Source organism: Lysinibacillus louembei (assembly GCF_033880585.1).
In the GTDB taxonomy this organism is placed as follows: domain Bacteria; phylum Bacillota; class Bacilli; order Bacillales_A; family Planococcaceae; genus Metasolibacillus; species Metasolibacillus louembei.
Window position 1 is genome coordinate 3281220 of the sequence record NZ_CP137624.1, and the last position, 15617, is coordinate 3296836.

The 15617-nt window shown below is 39.8% G+C and carries 20 protein-coding genes; 1 reads left to right on the forward strand and 19 read right to left on the reverse strand.

Annotated elements, in window-relative coordinates:
• Positions 1-202: 202 nt before the first annotated feature.
• From accC to R6U77_RS16360, 13 genes are all read right to left on the reverse strand, one after another.
• Positions 203-1564, reverse strand: a complete 1362-nt coding sequence (gene accC / locus R6U77_RS16300) for an acetyl-CoA carboxylase biotin carboxylase subunit (RefSeq protein WP_319836469.1) — start codon at positions 1562-1564, stop codon at positions 203-205.
• A 14-nt stretch (positions 1565-1578) separates the two neighbouring features.
• A complete protein-coding gene (gene accB / locus R6U77_RS16305; RefSeq protein ID WP_319836470.1) occupies positions 1579-2079 on the reverse strand; it encodes an acetyl-CoA carboxylase biotin carboxyl carrier protein in 501 nt (166 codons plus the stop codon).
• 286 nt (positions 2080-2365) lie between these two features.
• A complete protein-coding gene (locus R6U77_RS16310; protein WP_293920072.1) occupies positions 2366-2902 on the reverse strand; it encodes a SpoIIIAH-like family protein in 537 nt (178 codons plus the stop codon).
• Positions 2886-3269, reverse strand: a complete 384-nt coding sequence (locus R6U77_RS16315; RefSeq protein ID WP_293920073.1) for a hypothetical protein — start codon at positions 3267-3269, stop codon at positions 2886-2888. Before R6U77_RS16315 ends, R6U77_RS16310 begins: the two co-directional genes overlap by 17 nt.
• 127 nt (positions 3270-3396) lie before the next feature.
• Positions 3397-3534: a hypothetical protein gene (locus tag R6U77_RS16320; protein WP_319836471.1), complete on the reverse strand. Its 138-nt coding sequence runs from the start codon at positions 3532-3534 to the stop codon at positions 3397-3399.
• A complete protein-coding gene (locus R6U77_RS16325; RefSeq protein ID WP_319836472.1) occupies positions 3531-4442 on the reverse strand; it encodes a stage III sporulation protein AE in 912 nt (303 codons plus the stop codon). Before R6U77_RS16325 ends, R6U77_RS16320 begins: the two co-directional genes overlap by 4 nt.
• A gap of 3 nt (positions 4443-4445) precedes the next feature.
• Positions 4446-4820, reverse strand: a complete 375-nt coding sequence (locus R6U77_RS16330; RefSeq protein WP_293920076.1) for a pyruvate formate-lyase — start codon at positions 4818-4820, stop codon at positions 4446-4448.
• Between the two features lie 2 nt (positions 4821-4822).
• Positions 4823-5032, reverse strand: a complete 210-nt coding sequence (locus R6U77_RS16335) for a stage III sporulation protein AC (protein ID WP_293920077.1) — start codon at positions 5030-5032, stop codon at positions 4823-4825.
• A 543-nt stretch (positions 5033-5575) separates the two neighbouring features.
• Positions 5576-6583 (reverse strand): NAD(P)H-dependent flavin oxidoreductase, encoded by a 1008-nt coding sequence (locus R6U77_RS16340; RefSeq protein ID WP_319836473.1) that lies wholly within the window; start codon positions 6581-6583, stop codon positions 5576-5578.
• Positions 6584-6683: 100 nt separating this feature from the next.
• On the reverse strand, positions 6684-7241 hold the full coding sequence (gene efp / locus R6U77_RS16345) for an elongation factor P (protein WP_293920079.1): 558 nt from the start codon (positions 7239-7241) through the stop codon (positions 6684-6686).
• A 17-nt stretch (positions 7242-7258) separates the two neighbouring features.
• Positions 7259-8317 carry a M24 family metallopeptidase gene (locus R6U77_RS16350; protein WP_319836474.1) on the reverse strand — a complete coding sequence of 353 codons (1059 nt, stop codon included), beginning with the start codon at positions 8315-8317 and terminating at the stop codon, positions 7259-7261.
• A gap of 5 nt (positions 8318-8322) precedes the next feature.
• A complete protein-coding gene (gene aroQ, locus R6U77_RS16355; RefSeq protein ID WP_293920082.1) occupies positions 8323-8763 on the reverse strand; it encodes a type II 3-dehydroquinate dehydratase in 441 nt (146 codons plus the stop codon).
• An 18-nt stretch (positions 8764-8781) separates the two neighbouring features.
• Positions 8782-9231, reverse strand: a complete 450-nt coding sequence (locus R6U77_RS16360) for a hypothetical protein (protein WP_293920083.1) — start codon at positions 9229-9231, stop codon at positions 8782-8784.
• Positions 9232-9402: 171 nt separating this feature from the next.
• Between R6U77_RS16360 and R6U77_RS16365 the strand changes: the two genes are divergently transcribed.
• Positions 9403-10287, forward strand: a complete 885-nt coding sequence (locus R6U77_RS16365; protein WP_406601111.1) for a DUF1385 domain-containing protein — start codon at positions 9403-9405, stop codon at positions 10285-10287.
• 103 nt (positions 10288-10390) lie between these two features.
• On the opposite strand, the gene R6U77_RS16370 is transcribed toward R6U77_RS16365, so the two are convergent.
• From R6U77_RS16370 to R6U77_RS16395, 6 genes are all read right to left on the reverse strand, one after another.
• The gene (locus R6U77_RS16370; protein ID WP_319836475.1) at positions 10391-11278 is read right to left on the reverse strand and encodes a DMT family transporter; all 888 of its coding nucleotides are present in this window, start codon (positions 11276-11278) and stop codon (positions 10391-10393) included.
• Between the two features lie 99 nt (positions 11279-11377).
• Complete coding sequence (locus R6U77_RS16375; protein ID WP_319836476.1) at positions 11378-12499, reverse strand: hypothetical protein; 1122 nt, start codon at positions 12497-12499, stop codon at positions 11378-11380.
• A gap of 50 nt (positions 12500-12549) precedes the next feature.
• Positions 12550-12909, reverse strand: coding sequence for a DUF4181 domain-containing protein (locus R6U77_RS16380; protein ID WP_319836477.1), 360 nt, complete (start codon positions 12907-12909; stop codon positions 12550-12552).
• A gap of 11 nt (positions 12910-12920) precedes the next feature.
• Positions 12921-13700 (reverse strand): lipoate--protein ligase family protein, encoded by a 780-nt coding sequence (locus R6U77_RS16385; protein WP_293920338.1) that lies wholly within the window; start codon positions 13698-13700, stop codon positions 12921-12923.
• 173 nt (positions 13701-13873) lie between these two features.
• Entirely contained in the window at positions 13874-14743 is an 870-nt protein-coding gene (locus R6U77_RS16390; protein ID WP_319836478.1) for a metal ABC transporter permease, read from the reverse strand.
• Positions 14740-15612 carry a metal ABC transporter permease gene (locus R6U77_RS16395; RefSeq protein ID WP_293920089.1) on the reverse strand — a complete coding sequence of 291 codons (873 nt, stop codon included), beginning with the start codon at positions 15610-15612 and terminating at the stop codon, positions 14740-14742. The genes R6U77_RS16390 and R6U77_RS16395 overlap by 4 nt, the downstream gene beginning before the upstream one ends.
• Positions 15613-15617 lie beyond the last annotated feature (5 nt).

A 15617-nucleotide genomic window follows, 5' to 3' on the forward strand; every position in this document is an offset into this window, starting at 1 on the left:
TAACTTCGGAGGCTATTTGATCACCTTTGGCTGTTATTTGAGCGAATTTGGCTTCTATTTGATCACTTTTATGAGTTATTTGATCACTTTTGGCTGTTAATTGATCACTTATAGCAAGTTGAATATTTTTAATCTAAAAAACCCGTTAACTAAATAATTTTAGTTAACGGGTTGAGATATTTCCATTTTATTCCCCAAAAACTTACTTCGCCTTCTCAGCCACACCCAACACATCATTCTCTTCCAAGAACTTCGTGTTGAACTTCGCTGATTTGAATACATCGTTGTTCATCAATGCTTGGTGGAATGGGATGGTTGTGTGTACACCATCTACCATAAACTCGCTTAATGCGCGATTCATTTTAGCGATAGCTTCCTCACGCGTGTCTGCGTGGACGATTAGCTTCGCGACCATTGAATCGTAGTATGGTGGAATTGTGTAGCCTGGATATACCGCTGAGTCTACGCGTACACCGTAGCCGCCTGGTGCTAGGTAGTCTGTTACTTTACCCGCAGATGGCATAAAGTTTTTGTATGCGTTTTCAGCATTGATTCGGCATTCGATTGCCCAGCCATTGATTTTAATATCCTCTTGTTTGAATGGTAGCTTCTCGCCAGAGGCAATTTTTAATTGCTGCTGTACAAGGTCAACACCTGTAATCATTTCTGTCACAGGATGCTCTACTTGGATACGTGTGTTCATTTCCATGAAGTAGAACTTGTCCTCTTGGTAATCGTAAATGAATTCGATTGTACCTGCACCCTCGTAATTACATGCTTTCGCTGCTTTCACAGCGGCTTCGCCCATTTCTGCACGGCGCTCCTCTGAAAGTGCTGGTGATGGCGCTTCCTCGACAAGCTTTTGCATGCGGCGTTGTACGGTGCAATCGCGCTCACCTAAGTGCACAACATTGCCATGACCGTCTGCTAATACTTGAATTTCGCAGTGACGGAAGTATTCGATAAACTTCTCTAAGTATACGCCTGGGTTGCCAAATGCTGCGGCAGCTTCCTTTTGTGTAATTTCAATGCCTTTAACAAGCTCTTCCTCTGTGCGAGCAACACGGATACCTTTACCACCACCGCCAGCAGTTGCTTTAATGATGGCAGGGTAGCCGATTTCAGCAGCCCACTTCTTACCTGTTTCGATATCAGGTACAATGCCTGTCCCTGGTACAAGTGGTACATTGGCTTTTTCCATCGTCGAACGTGCTACATCCTTAATCCCCATAATTTTAATTGAATCTGAGGATGGGCCGATAAATTTAATGCCAGCATTTTCACATGCTTCCGCAAAGTCAGCGTTTTCAGATACAAAGCCATAGCCTGGATGGATGCCATCTGCACCAGTTTTTTGTGCCACGCCTAATAATGCTGGGAAGCTTAAATAAGAATCCTTTGATAAGCGTGGGCCAATGCAATATGCCTCGTCTGCTAGCTTCACATGTAACGCCTCAGCGTCTGCCTCAGAATAAACAGCTACTGTTTCAATACCTAACTCTTTACATGCGCGAATGATACGAACCGCGATTTCTCCACGATTGGCAATTAATACTTTTTTCATGAAAAGCACCCCTCTTATTCAGCTTTTACTAGGAATAATGGTTGACCGTATTCCACAAGTTGACCGTCTTTTACAAGAATTTCAACGATTTCACCTTTCACTTCTGCCTCGATTTCGTTGAACAGTTTCATTGCCTCTACGATACAAACAATTGTTTCTTCGCCTACTTTATCTCCCACTTTTACATAAGCTGGAGATTCTGGGTTTGGTGCTTGATAGAATGTACCAACCATTGGTGATGTAATTTGGTGTAAATCTGCATCCTCTTGGACAGGTGCTTTTTCAACAGGTGCTACAGCTGCTGGCGCTTCCACTGCTTTTGGTGCCGGCGCTGCTTCAACTACTGGCGCTGCTGGTGCTGCCACAACTACCTCGGCTTTCGGTGCAACAACCTCTGTTACATTTCCTTTTTTCTTTAACTTTACTTTTGCTCCGTTTTCTTCATATACAAACTCGTCAATTGATGAAGCATCTACTAGTTTAATAATTTCACGAATCTCTTGAATTTTGAACATGCCAAACTCTCCCTTATTGCTTAATATTATAACTACGATAACTATTTTATAATTTATTAAGCCATTTTGAAATAGTTATTTATAAATTCCAAAGAAATCAGCGTAACACAGCACATCTGAAACAAAAAACGATATTTTCTGACAATTATTTTTTCACTATAGTAGTTGTAGGACCTCCAAGGACTAACAAATTAAAATGAATTTTCGCAAAATAAATGTGAGACTTTAGTTCAGGTTGCTTTTGAAAAAAAGCACCTTAGTAAAGACTCACACTATTATTATAAATTCAATAATAATTTGATTGTACGTTTACTGTTACTTGCACGCCTTCGCCTTGCTCAGACATGACTACATAAATAATTTCATTTGCTTCCTCTTTAGACATTTCGTCAGACATAACCGTTACGGCCACTTTCTCATCCTCTACACGTACGAAAGCATCCGAGTAGCCTAGAGATTTAATAAGCATTTCGAGCATTGCCTCAGCAGAGTCGCGCTTAATTAATGCGTTCATTTCATTATATGCTTCATTTTTTTCCTCTGCTGAATATTGATCAGATGCGATTTTTTGCGTATATTGCTCTCTTAGCTGGCTGCGCTCATTTTCTACCTCCATGCGCATTTGCTCAAATAAATAATTTTCAGATTGCACTGCCTTTGTTTCCTCTGGTAAACCTGTTAACGTTGTTTCCTGCATCGTCTCATCTGAGAAAATCGCCATCAAATTGATATTTCGATCATCTTCAAATACATAATACACAGAAATCACTGCCGCTAAGCTAAAGAGTGTCAAAAACCATACTGTTTTACGTTTCACTTTCATTGTCCATCTCCTTTTTTCGCATCGGTACAATCATAATACGGTGTACAGGAATCTCCATGACACGACTAACGACTTGTACGAGTTCTCGTTGTACAGTCGGCTCCACCGCACCTTCACTGACAATTAAAATGCCTGTTACGCGCCCTTCCTTTGCGCGAAAATAATCACTTAATATCGCCTCACCTTGCTGTTCATAATGCACATATACTTTTACTTGTCCTACACCTGCCATTTCTTGAAGCGTTTGTTCAAGCTGAGAGCTGCCAGCTTGTTCATCTGTTGCAGGTGTCTTCTGATTCATCACAAGAAAAATAACAACTAAAATAATCGGTATAACGAGTAATGGTAGATTTAATCGCTTCTCCACATACTTCAACTTACCCCCTTTAGTTACTTACGCCTCTACTTTAGATTTGTTAAAAAATCTATGACATCCACAAGGGGCTAATAGCTCCCTAGGGGAAAATTACCACATTATATGATAGGCTTTTTCTTTATATGCGCAGGAAATTGACAATGTAGCTGTAAAAGCAAAGGAACAATGCTAAGCGAATATAGACGATAAATCTTGGCTCATCTGCAATAAGTAGCAGGCATTGTCCAACTAAAACGAGTGCAAGTATCGTCATCATAAATTTTTCCCCACCCCTAATTGCATAATGACAAACAGTAATAGCCAAATAAAAATAAAGGTAATGGCAAGCAATATTGCAATGGCACATAAAACAAATAATGTGTTGCCAATATCATCAATAAAGCCGCTAATATTTGCGCTCGTAAATGGCTCGCTTATCGCCGCTAAAAATTTGCAGCTAAACGCATATAAAAGCAGCGTTCCTGCAGGATAAAAGGAGGCGATAGAAAAAGAGCTAACAAGCGTAAAGCCCGTAATCGTCGTTGCGGTACCTTGAAACTTTTGAAACATCGAGAAGCCTTGTACGACAATAGAGCCGACTAATGGAATTGCCTGCTCTACCACCTTTTTTAACGGTGTCGTAACAGAAGCATCCACTGCAAAAAAGGCAACACCTGAAATCGTTAAAATAAGTGAAAGCGCTAAAGAGGATGCTGCAATCAAGCTCATGGACGTCATACGTAGTAAATCTGCTAGTTTTTTAAAGGAAATTCCTTGCACAAAACGGCTGCAAAAATCGAAGAGCAATGCAGCAAGCAGTGCTGGAATCATGATTTTATTTGTTATATGCATCAAAAGCTGCAATAAAAACAAGACAAGTGGACTCCATGCGACAAATGCTAAAATGGATTGAAGGACAATCATAGCGGATGTAAGAATGGGAATAAGTGCTAAGAAAAATGCGGATAAAATTTCAGCGAATTCTCGCATGACGCGAAATGCCTCAACGACAAGCTCTCCTAATGTGAGCGCAAGCAATAAAATAAAGAGTGGCTCTAGCCATGCTTTTGCAGTTGGCACAAATGCCTCAATAATTAAAAAGACGAGCGTGTAAAGTGCTACAACCGAAATGAGTAAGATAACATTAGAGATTGGTTCACGAAAGATATTGATAAGCGTGTCCATCTATTACACCCTTTTGAGCAATGCCGACAACGTTTGCAATGCCGGCTCAAGCTCTGTCATCCAGTAGGTCACAAGCGCGATACGTACAGCTATACGCATCACCTCCCCTAATGCTTCATATTCATGCTCCGCTAACAATGTAAACATAAACTCACTTAACAGAAAAACAATGGCCGTATAGAGTAATGGACGTGCATAGGGCACGTGCTGAACAATCGGAATAAAATGACGAGCCCATGGAATGATAGATTGTACAAAAACAAATTGCAGAAAAATAAATGTGAAAATAATTGTAAATAAAGGGTGTAATGAAGGCATTGCCTGTTTCATCAGTTGCAGTAGCAGCAGCAAAATTACAACAGCGAATATCGTTGTCATCGTCACCCCGAGGAAGTAAGCCATTGAAAGAAAATTAAAATCTCATTAAAAAACAAACGCAAAAAACGAATAAGCTCTGCTGTCATATACAAATAAGCAACGAAAAACAAAAAAAACGAAAACTCCTTTTTCCCTGTTTGCTCAAAAAAGATATGCAGCAAGGCAATCACAAGTCCCACTCCTGCAACGCGTAGTACATCCTGAAGCTCCAAAGCCTAGCCTCCTTACGTACCGCATTATATGTGGTATGGGTGTGAGGTAGAACTTTTCTTGTGAAACAATCGAGCGTACAAAAATAGAGAATCACCTAGTCAATGCAAAACAAAGATATCTCCTTTATTATTAGCAGGTGGCCCCCCTTGGCTTGATTGTGAGATATACGAGGTGTTAGGATGAGAGCATCGTGCAAAGTTAAACCCCGAATATATTTACTATTCGAGGCTCAGTTTCAACTTATGAAAGGAATTTTAATATGCGTATATTACTAGAGCTAGTCAGAGTCATCGTCATTTTTGTACTATTTGGTGTAATCTCTAGCTACTTATTAAATAAATTTTATTTATCTTTGAACTTATCTTTAAGCAATATAGGAAATATATGTGTCAGTGTTAGTTTACTTATATTGCTATTTGTTTTGTACAGAAATAAATGGCAGTTCTCAGGCTTTTATCAAGGTGCGCAGAGAAGAAAATTATCACGAATCGTCAATAGATTGTTGATTTGTAGCATAATCGTCCTCTTCATCGTTGCACCGCTTATTTAACCTCTGCTAGCAATGCCTCTACAATCTCCGCAACCGGTACTTCCTTCGCTAAATGCCCGTTAGCACCCATCCATAGCGATAAAAATTCTGAACGTCCCTGTGCTGTGCTTTCCTTGCGAATCGCCGTTGTTAAATGGTGCTGTAATGGGTACGGTGCAACGACCGCATCCTTTAAGCGTTCTGTGAAATCATTTTTCAACCCGCGTGCATATTTACCAGTGAACGCCTTTGTTAGCGTTGTCTCATCATTTTCAGATTGCAAAATAGCCTGCTTATACGTTGCTGATGCACCGCTTTCCTCTGCAACTAAAAAGGCTGTTCCTATTTGTGCTGCAACTGCACCTTGCGCTAGCACTTCCTTTACATGATGCGCTGTTGCAATGCCACCTGCCGCAATAACGGGGATTTGCACTTGGCCAATTACCTGTGCTAATAAGTCCTGTAAGCTGATAAATGTTAAAGGCTCTGTAAATGTACCGCGATGTCCACCCGCCTCGCTGCCTTGGAGTACCACTGCATCAAGCCCAGCTGCTTCCACCGCCTTTGCCTCCTCTAGCGTTGTCGCTGTACCAATCATATAAATACCTGCTGCCTTTAAACGCTGAATATCAGTTGCGGCTGGTAATCCAAATGTAAACGAGCAAATAGGTACATTTTCATCGATAACTACCTGTAGCTGCGCAGAATACACATCGTTTGAAATAACTGTTTGTACTGGTGGAATATTTAATTCATCGTAAATAGGCTGCAAGGCTACACGAGCCTCCTGCAAAACGAATACATCAATTTTCGGCTCCTCCTGCACAAATAAATTGACAGAGAAGGGTTTGTCCGTTCCTTGTTTTACCGCTTGAATAAATGCTCGTGTTTCCTCGCCATTTAAATAGCCTGCACCAATCGAACCTAAAATACCTGCCTCACAGCTTGCAATAACAAGCTGTGGTGTTGTAACACCTGCCATCGGTGCTTGAATAATTGGTTTTTGAATTTGCTGTAACATTTATTACCACTCCTTTCCTCTATTGTAATACTTTCAGTCAATCGTTACTATCAAAAAAAGCTGGCTTGTAAGCTTAATGCCTACAAACCAGCCCGCCATTTTACGCACGTGAAACGTAAGAGCCTTCTGATGTGTTAATAATTAATTTGTCGCCTTGGTTGACGAAGAATGGTACGTTAACCATTAAGCCTGTTTCCATTTTCGCTGGCTTTGAACCACCTGAAGCTGTATCGCCCTTAATACCTGGCTCTGTTTCAGCAACTTCTAACACAACTGTGTTTGGTAATTCAATTCCTAGCATTTCACCTTGGTATGATTGAATGTGAACTTCCATATTTTCTAATAAATATAGTAATTCCTCTTCAATTTGCGCTGCTGCTAATGTTGTTTGGTCATATGATTCCATATCCATAAATACATGCTCATCACCTTGTGCATATAAGTATTGCATTTTACGGTTATCAATCATCGCTTTTTCTACTTTTTCACCTGCACGGAATGTTTTTTCGTTTACATTACCGTTGCGCAGATTACGTAATTTCGAACGCACAAAGGCCGCACCTTTACCTGGCTTTACGTGTTGGAAATCCAAAACACGGTATAATTGGCCATCAACAATAATTGTTAAGCCTGTGCGAAAATCGTTTACTGAAATCATCTTTATTTTCCTCCAAATTATAAAATAATTAAATCTTTTGTAGAATGAGTTAATTTTTCATTGCCTGTTGCTGTAATTAGTATATCATCCTCGATACGTACACCGCCGATGCCTGGTAAATAAACACCTGGCTCAATTGTTACAGCCATGCCTGGCTCTAACACTGTTTCTGAGCGGAATGATAGCCCTGGTCCTTCATGCACCTCTAAGCCAATGCCGTGCCCTGTTGAGTGACCAAATGCCTCACCATAGCCCTTTGATTTTAAATAATCACGTGCTACTGCATCTGCCTCGATACCTGTCATCCCTGGACCTACTTTTTCTAAAGCTAGTAGCTGAGATTCCAATACGACATTGTACATCTCAACTAGCTTATCTGAAGGCTGTCCTACAGCAATCGTGCGTGTAATATCTGAAATATAACCATTGTATAGTGCACCGAAGTCAAGTGTGACAAAATCGCCCTTTTCAATGACTTTATGTGTTGCAACACCATGTGGTAATGCTGAGCGCACACCACTTGCTACGATAATATCAAATGACGAGCTTGTCGCACCTTGCTTACGCATGAAAAATTCAAGCTCATTCGACACCTCAAGCTCTGTTTTACCAGGCTCGATAAAGCCTAAAATATGTGTAAATGCTTGATCCGCAATTTCACATGCAGCCTTAATAATATTAATCTCTTGTTCTGTCTTAATCAAGCGAATTTTTTCAATTAACCCTGCTGTTGGAGCAAACTCAGCTTTCACTGCATTTTTATAATGCGTATATGTGCCATATGTTAGCGCATCCTTCTCAAAGCCAAGCGTCTGTACGCCCATTAATGCAACTTGCTGTGCTACCTCTTCTACGATTAAGCCTTCATGCTGTACAATGCGGAAATCCTTCACTTGCTCTGCCGCCTGCTCTGTATAACGGAAATCTGTAATAAATACCGCATCATCCTTTGATACGATCGCAACACCTGCAGTACCAGTGAAGCCTGTCATATAACGACGGTTATAGTCGTTAGTAATAAGTAGTGCATCGATTTTCTCATCGATTAATGCCTGACGTAATTTTGCTAATTTCATGTTGTTCATTCCCCTTTTTCTTGTTGTAAAAATTTACGCACAGCTAAATCATAGCCGATTGTACCGAGACCGCAAATTTGTCCGACACATTCTGCCGCTAGCATTGAATGATGGCGGAACGGCTCTCGCTTATGGATGTTTGAAATATGTACTTCAATGACAGGGACTGTAACAGAAGCAATTGCATCGCGTAAAGCAACACTTGTATGCGTGTAAGCACCTGGATTGAAAACAATACCTACCATTCGACGGTCCTCCGCCTCATGAATCCAATCAATGAGTTGTCCTTCATGATTCGATTGACGAAAGTCAATTTCACTTTGAAAGCTTGCCGCAAGCTGCTGCAATCTTGCTTCAATATCTGCAAGTGTTTCCGTTCCATAAATTTCTGGCTCACGCTTGCCAAGTCGATTTAAATTTGGTCCATTTAATACGAGCAACTCCATTATCTATCACCCCTCCTTTTATTTTATCATAGTGTTTTTATACATCAACTTATTTCGATGTGCGAATTTCCTGTTATAATAATGATATTGTGCTGTGTCAATAACAAAACGGCACATAGCAATCGTCACAACGATAAACGGAATCGATAACTTTTTAAAGGATGCCCCCTCTGCTGGCAAATCATAAATCAACCACTCTGCTAAAAAGGCACATGCAATCCCTATCACGAAGGATGTAAAAAATGAAGGAACACGCCAAGCATATTGTAGCAAAATATATAATAGTAGGAATAAAATAAAGAAAACGAGCCCTAACAATAGCCAGCCTGTAAATGCTGTAATTGGCAGCTCCCATTTTTTCACAAACCCTATTGGATGCCAAGAAATAAACGAAAAATAATGTAAAAACTTCAAAATGCATGAAAAACCAATTGCACTCACAGCACTTGTAATGATAGCTAACGACATAAAAATCCCTCCTCTTGCACTATTTTCGCCAAAATATACAAGCGGTATGCATTTTCGTAGTTCTTTTCGAAAAAATTTAGTACAATAATTTAGAAACTATTTAAGAGAGTGGTGTACATAGTGAGCAATGAAGTACCCGTATACGGTGGACAGGCACTATTAGAGGGCGTTATGTTTGCTGGAAAAGAGCATATGGTCACAGCGATTCGTCGCAATGACAATTCAATTGATTATTTTCATGTAGAAAAAAAGAAAAAGCCTTTATACCAAAAATTAAAGAAAATTCCGTTCGTCAGAGGTGTTGTCGCCTTAATTGAATCAGCAGGCTTTGGCTCACGCCATTTACAATTTGCGAGCGAGCGCTATGATGTAACGCCCGGTGAGGAAGAGGAAAATGCTGAGGAGCCATCCAAGCTGCAAATGATTTTAGGCGTAGCCGTTGTCGGAGTGCTTTCCTTCTTATTTGGAAAATTTGTCTTTACGCTTGTTCCAGTTTTTTTAGCTGACTTATTTTCCGCATGGATTCCAAATAAAACAGGGCAAATCTTTTTAGAGACAGCCTTCAAGCTCATTTTACTATTGAGCTACTTACAACTAATTGCCATGACACCTATTATTAAACGTGTCTTTCAATATCACGGAGCAGAGCATAAAGTCATTAATTGCTATGAGGCAGGTCTTGAGCTCACAGTTGACAACGTACAAAAGCAATCGCGCTTGCATTATCGCTGCGGCTCTAGCTTTATTTTATTTACAGTCATTGTCGGCATGTTCGTGTACTTCTTCGTGCCAACTGATCCATTATGGCTACGTGTTGTCAACCGCATTTTATTGATTCCAGTTGTACTTGGTATTTCCTTCGAGGTGCTACAAGCAACAAATGCTTTGCGCAATGTGCCTGTACTACGCTTTTTAGGCTATCCTGGTCTTTGGCTACAGCTTTTAACAACAAAAGAGCCAAAAAATGAACAAGTGGAAGTAGCGATTGCTTCATTCAAAAAGCTTCATGAAGTAGAACAACATCCAGAGGTGGCTGCAACATTGCACCACGATTAAAAAAAGGAGCTTGTCCCAAAAAGACAAGCTCCTTTTTTTGAGTGCAATTGAGCGAATGTGGCTGCCTTGCGGGCGAATCATCACGATAAAAATCAAAATCCCCTTATGTACGTCCCATCTTTTTCAGCATGCGCTGTTTAAAATAGGCGGGCTTCAATTCCGCAATTAAAATCGCTAGCATAATCATCACAGCACCTACCATCATTTTCAACGTCAATACTTCATGCAAAAATAAAATCGCAAATAATGTACCAAACAATGCCTCTGTCGATAAAATAATCGCCGCCTTTGTTGCCGTCGTATATTTATGTGCCACATTTTGTAAAACATAGGCAAGCGTCGTCGAGAACAGCGCTAAATAAATAATCGCATAAATCCCCTCTTTAGCGATAGTTGCAGGAATATCTCCTTGTATTATGACAACAAGTGTCCCAATAACGGCAGCTGTCACAAACTGTACAATAGTTAAAGTAAGTGCATCCTCTTTTTGTACAAAATAATTGGTATAAAAAATATCGAAGGCAAAGCCAACAGCACATATTAATGTTAATATATCACCAATGTTCATCTTGAAGGAGCCTTGCAATGACAGCAGCCCAATCCCGATTAATGCGAGAATGGAGCCAAGCATTTCATAGCCATCAATTTTTCGCTTATAAAAGATAAAGGCAATCAATGGCACAATGACGACATTGACAGCCGTAATAAAGGCATTTTTGGACGCAGTTGTATACTCTAGCCCAACCGTTTGAAAAGCAAAGGCAATATATAAAATGGTTCCTAATATAGCACCCTTCCAAACAACAGACCACCTGAGCCCTTTTAAGCGATAACCAAATAATATTAATAAAATAATCGCCGCTAATAGAAAACGTCCAGCCATCACTTGATAGGCTGTTAAATATTTTAATGCGATAGCTACAACAACGAAGCCACTGCCCCAAACGATTGCCGTTATGAGCATCATCGCATCTCCCATATACTTTTTCACTTCAGTTCCTCCTCACCGCTTCATCATAGCAGAAAAAGAAGAATAAACTGCGCTTTTTCTACAAATTAAGTAAATTTTTCGATAATTCATTGAAAATCTTTATGCATCATAATGCCAGTCTGGTGTCATTGCCCAAATGGCCTCCTTGATTCCAGCACAGTCGTAAATTTCGTACCTTTCTCTAAAATCGGTAATATTCATATAGGCATGAAGTTTATATTTTTTCTGATGCTTTACAAATATTCCATAGCGCAAGCCATCACTTACTATCAACCTATTACAGTTCTCTTTATCTTTAGCATAATTATAGGCTTGTGAATAGGCCATCAAACAGGACTTGCCTTTACGTTTCGCTTCTACTACTGCAATGAGATTTTGATCCTCACGTGGTAAACGGTTGAAAATGGCTATATCAACATTCTTCCATTCAACCGCCATTTTTTGTGGCGTCCATCCCAATGCTCTAAGCAAAGGTATTATAAGATAGCTTTCCGTTTCAAATTCAGAGACATAATCAACTGATTTGTACCATTTAGCAATCATTTGTAAATCATCAATCGCTGACACAAGCCTTTCTATAGAGTTACTTGATGTTCCTTTCGCATATAGAAACTCTGCAATCTCTTCAATTTGAACTTTTTTTGAATCCACTGCCGGCAGATCCTTGACCTCATATTTTTTTGTAAAATCCAAATGAAGGCTATCAATCCATTGAAGAACCTTTGGGTTATCAAGCAACAAGGTTGTCCCTTGCTTTAACACATTTGCTTTAAAATCCTTCGGCAGATACTGCCCTTCACTATCTTTAGGTGCAACCCATAGCCATTTTACCCGTCGAACGTGCTGAATGCTCCAGCCATCTACATCACCAAACAAGTCGCTCCACTGATAATCACCTACAACGATTCCGACAGCATATATTTTTTGTAAGCCAATTTTTAATGCTACAATATCACCGCTTTTCATAATAAAAGCAAATCTTTTTCTATCAGCTATCGCTATTTTTGAAATACCATCATCATGCAAAATTTGAATCGTTTCGTCATTCAATGGTCCAGCATACCCAGGACCATTGAGGATAACTTCAAACTTTATACAAATATCTATATAATCTCTTTCTCCATCGCCACCCCCTTGCTGCCAAAAAACTCTTTTTCCTTGAGGTATCGTTTGGTCATCTGATTTAATTTTTCCATTTATATCATTGTTTAATATATTCATTTTCAACACCGCCCTAAATACTTATATACAAAAAGGAGGCAAATGCCCCCTTACTTCATTAGCGTGCTATAAATAAAAATGCCAACAAACGCTACCATTATCGCAAAAGCTTGGACAAACGAAATGATATGATGGCGCAAATAAGCATCATATTTCTTCTCTAAAATGCCGCGCACCACTAAAATCACGATAAAGCCAAGCGGTACAAAGGCAACAGACCAAAGCTCAAGCTTTGGCGTAAAAAACACGATACATAGCACGGCAGCTATAATAACGGCTATTTCAAATGGTAGCTGCCATTTAGTTTTATATTGATAAAACATCGTCCCATCTACGCGAACATAGCCCACTTTTCGCTTTAGTATAGGAATGAAAAGCCATTGGTATAGTACAACAATGATAAAAATCACTAAATACTCCATTATTTCCTTAAATTCCATTCATCATTTGCATATTTTTTCGCTTCTAGCTCTTTAACATAGACTAGCTGCTGCTCTGTTAATGTGTATGGCACAAGCTCAATATGTAACGCCTTTTCAAAGCCCGTTTTAAATGCCTCCACACATTGTGGTATGGTAAATGGTGTCTCTACAAATTGGTTCATCGCTACCGCTTTTTCAGGCAGTTTATCACGCATTTTCTGCTTCGCTTCCTCAGATGAGAATCTAAAGACAGACAATAGCTTTTCTGCATCTAAATCTAGCAAAATCGCACCATGCTGCAAAATCACGCCCTTTTGACGCGTTTGCGCACTACCTGCTACCTTTTTCCCCTCTACCACTAACTCATACCAGCTTGGTGCATCAAAGCATACAGCACTTTTTGGCTTTTTTAAATCCGCCTGCTTTTCCTCTGTATCTGGTACGCTAAAGTATGCGTCCAATCCTAAGTTTTGGAAGCCTAACAAAATACCCTCACTCAATACACGATAAGCTTCTGTTACCGTTTTCGGCATATTCGGGTACTCTTCTGTCACTATAATTGAATATGTCAGCTCTTGGTCATGCAATACTGCACGTCCACCTGTAGGTCGACGAACAAAGCCCAACCCCTGTTGCTTCACTGCCTCTAAATCAATATCGCGCGCTGCCTGCTGAAAATAACCAATTGACAATGTAGCTGGATTCCATTCGTAAAAGCGAATCACTGGCGGAATACTCCCGTCGCTATGCCAATCAAGTAATGCCTCATCCAATGCCATATTAAACGATGCTGAACAAGGTCCTGAATTAATAAAATACCACTTTTCCACTGCTGTCATCTCCTTGACCAAACTTTCCTCTTCTAAATTACCATAGATAGCAGGTTGATAGGAAAGATTTTGTTTAAAAATATAAAAAGGCATGGGTACAATATAAAACCCATGCCACATTTTTAAAATGAACCTCTGCTAGCAACCGCCTTTTTATTGAACCGTTGCTGTAATTTATCAACGATAAATACTGCAATAAAAATAACACCAACAGCTGCAGCCATCATTCCTGCAATGGATGTATCGAACCATTTTGCTGCATAGTAGCCGATGATAGCAGATGCCATGCCGAAGCTTATACTCCATAAAAACATTTCCTTAATTGATTTGCTAATTAAATAGGCGGTTGCGGCTGGACCAATCAGCATTGCTACAACTAAAATGGCCCCAACACTATCAAAGGCTGCAACCGTTGTTAGCGAAATTGTTGTCATAAAAACATAGTGTAATAAAATCACTGGTAAGCCAATTGTTGTCGCATAAACGTAATCGAATGTTGAGAGCTTCATTTCCTTATAAAATAGTAGAAGAAATGTTACGTTAATCACTAACACAAGCAACAGCATCCAAACCGCCTTTGGCATTGTAATCGATAAAAACGTCCATTTATCCCATGGTACAAAGGAAATTTCCCCCATCAATACATGCTCTACATCTAAGTGAACATTGCTTGCAAATAACGTAATAAGTAAAACGCCTAGTGCAAATAAAGAGGTAAATGTCACACCAATCGCCGCATCTTCTTGAATGCCTGAGGATTGCAATAGCTGGACTAAATAAGCGGTCAAAATTCCTGCTATTGCTGCACCAACTAACATCCATAGCCCATTTAATGATTGTGTAATAATAAAGGCCATAACTATACCAAATAGCACTGTATGACTAATGGCATCTGCAATCATTGACATTTTACGAAGAATTAAAAAGACCCCTGCAATCCCACATGTAATTCCGACTAAGACTCCTGTTAAAATAACCCAAAATTCAATCATTGCACTTCACCTTGCTGAAATTTGTTTTTTCTTATATATTTACTGATTTGTCCAGACTTCGGACTAAATAAATAAGAAATGAAAAAAATACTCGCGGCACATAAAACAATAATTGGCCCTGTTGATAGCCCTACACGTAGCGAGCTAATAAATGTCCCTACAACACCCGCTAAGCCTCCTGCTATTCCACTAAACAATAGCATCGTGCTAAGCTTTTTCGTCCAAAGCTTAGCACTTGCCGCTGGAATAATTAACAGTGCTGACATTAAAATAACACCGACCGCTTGAATCCCTGTTACGATTGTCATGACAATAAGTGCCGTCAAGCAGGCTTTTAATGCCTCCACTGGTAAACCGATGCCCTTTGCATAGACTGGATCAAATATAATTAGCTTCCATTCCTTATACATTAAAAGGCTCACAGCTATAATAATGAGGGCACTTATAAAAAGCCAAGTTAAGTCTGATTTTGTCATCGTTGCTGCTTTCCCAAAAATAAAATCATTTAAGCCACTTTGATTGCCTAATGGGCTGCGATTAACAATCGTTAATAGCACAATGCCTATGCCGAAAAATACAGCTAATACTAGTCCAATCGCCGCATCTGCCTTGAGCTTCGAATAGGTTACAATCCATTGAATGCAGTAAATAGAAAGAGCAGAGGTGAGGGCAGCACCAATCATTAAAACAGGTAACTCTTTTTGCCCTGTTAATAAAAAGGCTAAAGCTATACCTGGTAATGTTGCATGTGCTGCTGCGTCCCCAACTAAACTTTGCTTTTGTAAGAAGGAAAAGGTTCCTGTTATACCTGCCGCTATGCCTAGAAGGGTCGTTCCCATTAACACCCAAAGTAAATTTCCCGATACCATGATAC

Bases quoted from the DNA above. Each gene is read 5' to 3' on its own strand.
- R6U77_RS16385 (WP_293920338.1), bottom strand. From the start codon at position 13,700: ATGGCATTGGATGAGGCATTACTTGATTGGCATAGCGACGGGAGTATT.
- R6U77_RS16390 (WP_319836478.1), bottom strand. From the start codon at position 14,743: ATGATTGAATTTTGGGTTATTTTAACAGGAGTCTTAGTCGGAATTACA.
- R6U77_RS16360 (WP_293920083.1), bottom strand. From the start codon at position 9,231: ATGTCGTTAGCTATCATTACAAGTGCTGTGAGTGCAATTGGTTTTTCA.
- accB (WP_319836470.1), bottom strand. From the start codon at position 2,079: ATGTTCAAAATTCAAGAGATTCGTGAAATTATTAAACTAGTAGATGCT.
- efp (WP_293920079.1), bottom strand. From the start codon at position 7,241: ATGATTTCAGTAAACGATTTTCGCACAGGCTTAACAATTATTGTTGAT.
- R6U77_RS16320 (WP_319836471.1), bottom strand. From the start codon at position 3,534: ATGATGACGATACTTGCACTCGTTTTAGTTGGACAATGCCTGCTACTT.
- R6U77_RS16310 (WP_293920072.1), bottom strand. From the start codon at position 2,902: ATGAAAGTGAAACGTAAAACAGTATGGTTTTTGACACTCTTTAGCTTA.
- R6U77_RS16395 (WP_293920089.1), bottom strand. From the start codon at position 15,612: ATGGTATCGGGAAATTTACTTTGGGTGTTAATGGGAACGACCCTTCTA.
- R6U77_RS16375 (WP_319836476.1), bottom strand. From the start codon at position 12,499: ATGAATATATTAAACAATGATATAAATGGAAAAATTAAATCAGATGAC.
- R6U77_RS16365 (WP_406601111.1), top strand. From the start codon at position 9,403: ATGTTTGCTGGAAAAGAGCATATGGTCACAGCGATTCGTCGCAATGAC.
- R6U77_RS16325 (WP_319836472.1), bottom strand. From the start codon at position 4,442: ATGGACACGCTTATCAATATCTTTCGTGAACCAATCTCTAATGTTATC.
- accC (WP_319836469.1), bottom strand. From the start codon at position 1,564: ATGAAAAAAGTATTAATTGCCAATCGTGGAGAAATCGCGGTTCGTATC.
- R6U77_RS16350 (WP_319836474.1), bottom strand. From the start codon at position 8,317: ATGAAATTAGCAAAATTACGTCAGGCATTAATCGATGAGAAAATCGAT.
- aroQ (WP_293920082.1), bottom strand. From the start codon at position 8,763: ATGGAGTTGCTCGTATTAAATGGACCAAATTTAAATCGACTTGGCAAG.
- R6U77_RS16340 (WP_319836473.1), bottom strand. From the start codon at position 6,583: ATGTTACAGCAAATTCAAAAACCAATTATTCAAGCACCGATGGCAGGT.
- R6U77_RS16330 (WP_293920076.1), bottom strand. From the start codon at position 4,820: ATGACAACGATATTCGCTGTTGTAATTTTGCTGCTGCTACTGCAACTG.